Annotated in this window: 2 protein-coding genes; both read right to left on the minus strand. The window is 67.6% G+C overall.

The genetic code is table 11. The features are described from left to right. Positions 1-1,892, minus strand: a 1,892-nt coding sequence (locus ABZZ04_RS39270; RefSeq protein ID WP_356937030.1) for a condensation domain-containing protein, incomplete at its 3' end; no start/stop codon positions are given. Beyond that, the coding region (locus ABZZ04_RS39275; protein ID WP_356937031.1) for a condensation domain-containing protein at positions 1,889-3,634 on the minus strand (1,746 nt) is incomplete at its 5' end. The genes ABZZ04_RS39270 and ABZZ04_RS39275, both read right to left, overlap by 4 nt.

Here is a 3,634-nt window from a genome sequence, read left to right on the forward strand (position 1 = left end):
CACCAGTGCAGATAGTTCACAACCCCCCGGTGCTCCAGAGCCACCCCCTTCGGCCGGCCCGTCGAACCCGACGTATAGATCACATACGCCAGATCATCCGGCACCGCCAACGGAACCGGATCCGACTCCGGACCGGCAGGCCACTGCGTATCGACCAGCAGACGCGGGAACCCCTCCGGAATACGGCCGGCCAGACCGGTGCTCGTGATGACCAGCGGGGCCTTCGCATCCTCGACCATGTAAGTGATCCGGTCCACCGGATACTCCGGATCCAGCGGAACGAACGCCGCACCCGCCTTCAGAATACCCAGCAGCACGGCAATCAGCTCCGGCGAACGGTCCAGACACACCGCCACCAACGTATCCGGAGAAACACCCGCCCCCCGCAGATGATGGGCCAGCTGATTCGCACGCGCATTGATCTCACCATAGGTCCAGCACCGCTCCCCATGCGTGACAGCAACCACACCAGGAGCAGCCGCAACACGCTCCTCCACAAGCCGGTGAATAGTCGCAGCATCCGGATACGGACCGGCCTCACCGTTCCACTCGACCAACACCTCCCGCAACTCCCCCACCGTCAACATGTTGAGATCGCCGATGCGTGCGTCGGGCGAGTCCATCAGGGAGGTCAGCAGGCTTTCGAGGTGGCCGGCCATGCGCTCGATCGTCTTCGCGTCGAACATGCTCCGGTCGTAGACGAAGCGGAACTCCAGAGCCCTGCCCGCCGATACGACGAGGGTCAGCGGGTACCCGGTGCGCTCCACGCAGTTGACCAGGCGGCGGGTCAGTCCCTCGGGGAAGTCCGACGGCTTCTGCACCACCGGGTAGTTCTCGAAGACGAGGATCGACCGGAACAGCGGCTCGCCGCGCGGGATCCTGCTGTGCTTCTGCACGTCGACGAGGTGGCAGTACTCCCACTGCCGCATCTCCAGTTGTTCGTCCTGGAGATCCTTCAGCCACTCGGAGACGACCAGGTCGCCCGTGAGCCGGCCTCGCACAGGCAGCGTGTTGATGAACAGACCCATCATCGAGTCGACGCCGGGCAGATCGATCGACCGACCCGAGATGGTGGAGCCGAACAGCACCTCGTCCTGACGGCTGTACCGTGAGAGCAGGATCGACCACAGACCCTGCACCAGGGTGTTCATCGTGACGCGCTGGGACCTGGCGTAGTCCCGGGCCCGAGCGAACAGTTCCGCGGAGGCGCACACCTCGAACTCGCCGACTCCCGTGTCACCGGTGTCCTGGTCGACGTTCAGTGCGGTGGGCTCGGTGACACCCGCCAGGTAGTCGGTCCAGAACTCCGCGGAGCCGTCGTCCTGCCGGGAGTTGAGCCATTCGATGTAGCGGCGGTAGGGGACGGTCGTCGGCAGCCCGGCGGAAGTACCGTCGAGCAACGCGCGATAGAGGGCGAACAGTTCCTTCTGGAGGATCTGCACGCTCCAGCCGTCGAGGAGGATGTGGTGGAACGACCAGACGACGATCCGGCGCTCCTCCCCCGTCCGCAGCACGGTGACCCGGACCAGCGGGGCCCGTGAGAGGTCGAACCCCCGGTCCCAGTCCTCGGTCAGGAAGGCGCTCAGTTGCTCCTCCTGATCGGACAGGCCGCGCAGATCCCTCACTTCGAAGGGGAGCGGAGCCTCGCGCTGCACCACCTGCACCGGCTCCGACACCCCCTCCCACACGAACGCACTGCGCAGGATCGAGTGCCGGTCGACGAGCTGCTGCCAGGCCGCTCCGAACAGTGCCTCGTCGAAGGATCCCTCGACCTCCTCCGTCATCTGCACCATGTACGGGCGCGTGTCGGAGGTGTCCTCCAGCGAGTGGTAGAGCATGCCGAACTGCAGGGGCGAGAGCCCGTAGACGTCTTCCACGTTGTGCGCACTCATATCGAGAACCTCTTCAGGATCGCGGCCATGTCGGCGTCACCGACATCGGTGAGGGGAACACCGGGGGACTCCCGGCGGGCGTCGGCGGCTCCGTCGGCACTGCCGGCGATCAGCTCGCGCAGGTGACCGACGATGCCTTCGGCCAGACGCTCGACGGTGCGCCGCTCGTGCAGCGCGGTCGAGTAGTTGATGTACAGGCCGAACGTGTCGCCCTCGACGGCGGCGGTCACGTCCAGCACGTTCCAGCGCATGCCGTCCGGGCTGATCGAGTGGCCCTTCGACTCGCCGGGACCGGCGTACCGCCCGATGCCCGGCAGGTCCCTGGTGAACTGCCCCAGATAGTTGAAGTTCACTTCCGGGGTGGGCTGCCGGCCCAGCACGGCGGTCACGTCCGGGGCGCCGAGATGGCGCAGGATGCCGTAGCCGACGCCCTTGTTGGGGATCCGCGCCACCTGCTCGCGCACGGAGTCGAGCGAGGCGACCGGGTCGGTGGCCCCCGGCGCAAGTCGCAGCGCGACGGGGAAGACGGACGTGAACCATCCGACCGTTCGCGACAGGTCCACGTCGGGGAACAGGTCCTCACGGCCGTGGCCCTCCAGACCGATCAGGGTCTCGTCGTCCCCGGTCCAGTCCCGCAGGGCGTGTGCCAGTGCGGTGAGCAACGCGTCGTTGATCCGGGTGCTGAAGGCCCGTGGCACGTCCCGCAGCAAGGCACGCGTCTCCTCGGGGCTGAGCGTTGCCATGACACTGGCGGCGGATCCCAGGTCGTTGCGGCCGTCCCGGTCGCGCGGCACCCGGCCGGCCGGCTTGGGCTCGGCCCAGTAGGCGTACTCGGCCCGTGCCCGGGCGGAGTCGGCGAAGCCGTTCAGCCGTTGGGCCCACGACCGGAACGACGTCGTCTTCGCCGGCAGCAGGGGTGCGAGACCGGCGGCCCGCCGCTCGTAGCAACTGCCCAGGTCCTCAAGGAGGATCCGCCAGGACACACCGTCGACCGCCAGGTGGTGCACGACGGTCAGCAACCGCTGCCCGCGTGTCGGTCCCAGCTCCAGCAGGGCGGCCCGCAGCAACGGGCCCTTGGCCAGACCGAGGCTCTGCTGCGTCTCCTCCGCGATGTCCAGCGACACCGACGCCAGGGACTCGTCCGGGACCCCGGACAGGTCGTGCACATCGAGGATGTCGGTGTCCACGGTCTCGTCCAGGTACTGCCGCCAGCCGTCGGGCCCGTCCACGCAGCGCAGGCGCAGCGCGTCGTGGTGCTCGACCAGGTCGGCCAGTGCGAGCCGCAGCACGTCGGGATCGAGCCCGTCCGTGACGAGAAGTTCGGCCTGGTTGAAGTGGTCGAACGTCGGCAGGTCCTTCTCGAAGAACCAGTGCTGGATCGGTGTCAGCGGGACCTCGCCCGCCACGCGGCCCTGCTCCGCGTCGACCGGTGCGGCCTCGGCGGCGTGGACCGCGATCTCGGCGATCGTCTGGTTCTTGAAGATCAGCCGCGGAGTGAGGTGCACACCGAACTTCTTGGCCCGGGCGATCATCTGGATGCTGACGATCGAATCCCCGCCGAGTTCGAAGAAGTTGTCGTGGATGCCGATGGTGTCGATGCCGAGGATCTCGGACCAGATCGCGGCAAGGGTGCGCTCGGTGTCCGTCCGGGGTGCGGTGTAGGTGGTGGCGAGTTCGGGCCGGTCGTGGCCGGGGGCGGGGAGTGCCTTGGTGTCGACCTTCCCGTTGGGGGTGAGGGGCAG

This window comes from Streptomyces sp. NPDC006435 (assembly GCF_040612315.1).
Lineage (GTDB): Bacteria > Actinomycetota > Actinomycetes > Streptomycetales > Streptomycetaceae > Streptomyces.